Origin of the sequence: Actinosynnema sp. NPDC059797 (assembly GCF_042732085.1) — a bacterium.
GTDB lineage: Bacteria > Actinomycetota > Actinomycetes > Mycobacteriales > Pseudonocardiaceae > Actinosynnema.
In genome coordinates, this window is the sequence record NZ_JBHWIE010000441.1 from 1 (window position 1) to 5332 (window position 5332).

Sequence of the window (5332 nt, forward strand, 5' to 3'; positions counted from 1 at the left end):
TGCTCGACGAGCCCACCGACAACCTGGACCTGCACAGCGCGCAGGCGGTGGAGGACGGCCTGCGCCGGTTCGAGGGCTCGGTGGTCGCGGTGACCCACGACCGCTGGTTCGCCCGCGGCTTCGACCGCTACCTGGTCATCGGCGCGGACGGCGCGGTGGTGGAGAGCGACGAGCCGGTGTGGGACGAGCGGGCCGAGCCGGCCGCCGCGCGGCGCGGCGGGCGGCGCTGACGAGATGTCCGCGACGGATGAGAGATGGGGGACGGCGTGACGAGCTACCACTGGGCGCGGCCCGCTCCGGGCGCGGGCGGGTCCGCCCGGACCGACCTGGTCCGCGAGTTGTTCGGCCTCACCGAGGACCGCTTCACCGACATCCCGGTCCTCGACGCGGTCCCGCTGGGGCGCACCGGCATCACCTACGTCACCGGCTTCTCCGGGACCGGCAAGTCGAAGCTGCTGGAGCTGTTCCTGCGGGACAACCCGGACGCGTGGGTGCCCGAGGAGCCCGAGGACGACCGGCCGCTGGTCGAGCTGTTCGACCTGGAGCTGCCCGACGTCCTGGCGCTGCTGGGCCGCGTCGGCCTCGGTGAGGCGTTCGTGTTCCTCACGCCCTACCGGCGGCTCTCCGACGGCCAGCGCGCCCGCGCCCGCCTCGCCCTGGCCTACGCCAAGGGCAAGGAGCTGCTCGTGGTGGACGAGTTCCTGTCCACCGTGGACCGGACCACGGCGGCCATCGTCGCCTACGGGTTCCAGAAGTTCTGCCGGCGCAACGGCATCTCCGCCGTGGTGGCCACCGCCCACGAGGACCTGGCGGAGGCGCTGGCCCCGGACGTGCGGATCACGCTCGACCACAACGGGGCCAAGGTGGTCGAGGAGCGCCCGGTGCCGGCCCCGGTGCGGCCCTTCGCCGAGCAGCTCGTGGTCGAGGAGGGCACCGTCGCGGACTACGAGGCCCTGTCGCGGTTCCACTACATGGGCGGGCTGGAGGTGCCGGAGAGCGCCTACGACATCGACGTGCACGTGGTGCGGGTGAACGGAATGGTGGCCGGGGTGCACGTGACGTCCGCGGCCTACCCGCGCAGCTGGGCGCGGCACGCCGTGTTCGCCGAGGTCAACGAGAACCTGACGATCTCGCGGCGCACGGTCGTGCACCCGACCTTCCGCGGCATCGGCATCGCCGCCGTCCTGTGCGACCCCGAGCTGGCCCGCCGGGACCGCGTGTTCGGCCGGTCCGCCCTCCAGCGGTTCCAGCCGTTCATGCTCGGTGCGGGCTACGAGCCGGTCGACGTCGCCGAGAACCGGCCCACCCCGCTGAGCGCGGCGGCCGACGACCTGGTCCGCCGCATCGACGCGGGCGACCTGCCCGAGGACGAGCGCGACCGGGCCGCGGCCGTGCTGCGGGACCGGGCGGTCGAGCTGCTGGTGCTGGAGTACGAGCAGTACCGCGAGCTGGCCGGGCTCGACCCGGTCGGCGACCGCGACGCCGCCGCGGTGCGCCGCTGGTTCACCCGCTGCGTCGAGGTGCTGGACACCGACGGGCTGGTGGCCGCGGTCCGGGCCTTCCCGATGGCGGGCTTCCTGGGCGTGAAGGTCTCCGCCCGCGTGCTGAGCGGGGTGGGGCAGCCGTGATCGTCGTCGGCGTCTCCGCGCTCTACCACGACTCCGCCTGCGCGGTCTACGTCGACGGCGAGCTGGTCGCCGCGGCGCACGAGGAGAGGTTCAGCCGGACGCGCTTCGACCCGTCGATGCCGGTGCGGGCGTTCCGCTCCTGCCTGCGCCGGGCCGGGGTCGGCGTCCACGACGTCGACCTGGTCGGCTACTACGAGCAGCCGCGCGAGAAGCTGGCGCGGCAGCTGTGGACCGACCTGCCCCGGCACGTGGTGGGCCGACCCGCCGCGCTGCTGCGGCTCGACGCGTCCCGGCCGCTGAGGGAGATCCGGGACCTGCTCGGCTACGACGGGCCGGTGGAGTTCGTCACCCACCACGAGGCGCACGCCGCGTCCGCGTTCTACTGCTCGGGGTTCCCCGACGCGGCGGTCCTGGTGGTGGACGCGGTGGGGGAGTGGTCCACCACCAGCCTGGGCCGGGCGGGCGAGGACGGCGTCGAACTCCTGGAGGACGTCCGGTTCCCGCACTCGCTCGGGCTGCTCTACAGCGCCCTGACGAGCTACCTGGGCTTCTCGGTCAACAGCGACGAGTACAAGGTCATGGGGCTGGCGCCGTACGGCACGCCCCGCTTCCGCGACGCCATGGACGCGCTGGTGACCGAGCACGAGGACGGGTTCACCCTCGACCTCGGCTTCTTCGACTTCGCCGACGACCGCCGCATGTACACCGACGCGCTGGTGGAGGCGCTCGGCGTCCCGCCCCGCAACCCCGGGGACGACCTCACGCCGGTGCACGAGGACCTGGCCGCGAGCGTGCAGTCGCTGCTGGAGTCGTTGCTGCTCAAGCAGGTCGACCGGCTGCACCGGCTCGTCCCGGTGCCCCGCCTGTGCTACGCGGGAGGGGTGGCCCTCAACTGCGTGGCGAACTCGGTCATCCGCGCCAAGGGGCCGTTCCGCGAGGTCTTCGTCCAGCCGGCCGCCGGCGACGCCGGGTCCGCGATCGGCGCGGCGGCGCTCGCGGCGCACCGCGCCGGGCGCCGGCCGACGCGCGAGCGCCTCGTGGACGTCCGCCTGGGCGCCGCCGAACCGGCCGGGGCGTGCCGGGCGCTGCTCACCGGCGCCGGGGTCCCGTTCACCGACCTCGGCGGCTCGGACGCGCGCCTCGCGGACGCCGTGGCCGGGCGGCTGGCCGGCGGCGCGGTGGTGGGCTGGTTCCAGGGCGCGGCCGAGTTCGGGCCCAGGGCGCTCGGCTCGCGGTCGATCCTCGCCGACCCGCGGGACGCGGCCATGCGGGACCGGATCAACGCGCTGGTGAAGAAGCGGGAGGCGTTCCGGCCGTTCGCCCCGGCCGTCGCGGCCGAGCGCGCGGCGGAGTTCTTCGAGCTGGACGTGCCCTCGCCGTTCATGCTGGAGACGGTGCAGGTGGTGCCGGGGGTGGAGCTGCCGGCGATCACCCACGTCGACGGCTCGGCGCGGGTGCAGACCGTGGACGCGGCCGTCGACCCGCGCTTCCACGCCCTGCTGACCGCGTTCGGGGACCGCACCGGCTACCCGGTGTTGCTCAACACCTCGTTCAACATGCGCGGCGAGCCGATCGTGAACACCGCCGGGGACGCCCTCGCGTGCTTCCTGCGCTCGGACCTGGACGTCCTCGTGCTCGACGACCTCGTGGTGGACCGGGCCGACGTGCCGGAACGCCTGCGCCGGCGGCTGGCGGACGTCGCGCCGTACCGGGCGCCGTCGATCAGCGAGTCGGTCTACACGTTCTTCTGAGGAGGCACCCGTGCGGGAGCACGACGACCGCGTGGCCAGGGCGAACCGCCTCGCCGCGCTGTTCGGGGACGAGGCCGGGGCGCGGGCCCTCGCGGAGGCGCAGAAGGCCGCCCACGTGGCGCCCGACCCCGAGGACTGGGCCGCCGAGCCCTCGGGGACCCGGGTCGGCATCTGGCGCGTCGTCGCCGGTCCGGGCGGACCCGGGCTGCGCCGGGCGAACGTGCCCGCGGCGATCCGCCGCCTGTGGGCCGACGTGCCGGAGGTCGGGGGCAAGGGCGACCGCGCGCGGGTGGTCGTGCTCGGGGAGTCCGTGGCCCGCGGGTACCTGCTCGACCCGGTGATCACGCCCGCGACCGCCCTCCAGGCCGAGCTGGACCGGCGCGCGCCGGGCGCCCACCAGTGCGTCGACCTGGCGCGCACGGGCATCGAGATCCGCGAGCTGTCCGCCGTCGTCCGGGACCTGCCCGCGCTGGAGCCCGACGAGGTCGTCCTCGTCGCGGGCAACAACTGGTCGATGCACTCGTTGACGCACAACGAGCACGACGCCGTCGCCGACGCGCTCGACCGGGACGGCGCGGAGGGCCTGAGGGCCGCCTACGCGGAGGTCGTCGTCGCCCGGCGCGTCGAGCGGTTCCTGTCCCAGCTCCAGGGCGTCGCCGACCGGACCGGCGCGCGGGTGACCGTCGTCGTGCCCGAGTTCAACCTGACCGAGTGGGAGGACCTGCCGCTCCTGCCGCCGCCGCTGGCACCGGCCCCGGTGCTGGAGCGGTGGCGGTCGGCGCGCGAGCGGCTGGCGGGCGCCGTGGCCGCGGGCCGGTGGGCCGAGGTGGTGGCGCTGGCCGACGAGGTCGCCGGGCTCGACGGGTTCGCCGCCGCGGCCGAGCGCGCCAGGGGGCGGGCGCTGTCGGCCCTCGGCGACCACGCCGCCGCGCGTGTGGCCCTGGAACGCGCCCGGGACGCGGTGACCGGCCTGCTCGTCCGGCACACCCCGCGGGCGACCCGGCAGGTCCAGGACGCGCTGCGCGCCTTCGCCGCCGCGCACGGGCACCGGCTGGTCGACCTGACCGCCGACCTCGCCGACCCCCGGACGGGCCTGCCCGACCCCGCGCACTTCCTGGACTACTGCCACCTCGCCCCGAGCGGGATCGCGGTCCTCGCCGCGCGGCTCGCCGACGCGCTCACCGGGCGGTCGGCGGAACCGGAACTCCCCGGCACGCCGGAGGACGTCGCGGCGGGGCACGTCCTGGCCGCGTCGCACAACGCCTGGCTGCGGCAGCGGGAACCCGTGCTGCGCCGCCACCTCGCCCTGGCGGCGGAGGCCGGCCCGGCCGCCCGCGCCTACGTCGGGGACCTGCACCGGCTCGTCCACGACGACGTGCCGGCGTGGATGTCGGAGGTGTTCGACCGGATGTGCTCGGCGCACCGGCACGCCGACCGCTACTTCGCCGCCGCGGCCCTCGGCTCGTTCCGGCAGATGCGCCAGACCGACCTGGTCGGCGCGCTGCGCGACCTCGGCGGCCCGCCGCCCGCCGGCGGCCACGTCGCGGAGCACGACCTGGTCGCCGACCGCCAGGACGGCGCGCCGGCCCTCACCCACGGCCGGGAACCGGCGTTCTTCCGGTGCCTGGAGCCCCGGTTCGGGGCCAGGGCCCACTGCGCGCACGGCGGCGTGCTGCGGCTGGTGTACCGGACCCCGCACGGGACGGGGGTCGGCGAGGTGCTGCTGGACGGGCGCGCCCTCGCCGCGCTGCCCGCGAGCCGGTCGTGGCGGGAGGCCGTCGTCCCGGTCGGGCCGGCGGCCGGGCCGGACCCGCTGCTGGAGGTCCGGTGGCCCACGCCGGACGCGGACCTGCCCGCCGTCCGCGCCGCCGCCGTGGACGCCCTGCGGCGGGCCGAACCACCCCTGCTGCACATCCCCTTCGGCGACCTGTCCGAAGCCACCTTCACCTGCGC

3 protein-coding genes and 1 pseudogene are annotated in these 5332 nt (G+C 76.0%); all 4 read left to right on the top strand.

Annotated features, from left to right (window positions below):
* Positions 1 to 230 (top strand): annotated as a pseudogene (locus ACFV4N_RS39310) (ABC transporter ATP-binding protein); the annotation flags it as partial.
* Positions 231 to 266: 36 nt separating this feature from the next.
* Positions 267 to 1628, top strand: coding sequence for a hypothetical protein (locus tag ACFV4N_RS39315; RefSeq protein WP_499677769.1), 1362 nt, complete (start codon positions 267 to 269; stop codon positions 1626 to 1628).
* Positions 1625 to 3379, top strand: coding sequence for a carbamoyltransferase family protein (locus ACFV4N_RS39320; protein ID WP_499677770.1), 1755 nt, complete (start codon positions 1625 to 1627; stop codon positions 3377 to 3379). Before ACFV4N_RS39315 ends, ACFV4N_RS39320 begins: the two co-directional genes overlap by 4 nt.
* A 10-nt stretch (positions 3380 to 3389) precedes the next feature.
* The coding region (locus ACFV4N_RS39325; protein ID WP_499677771.1) for a hypothetical protein at positions 3390 to 5332 on the top strand (1943 nt) is incomplete at its 3' end.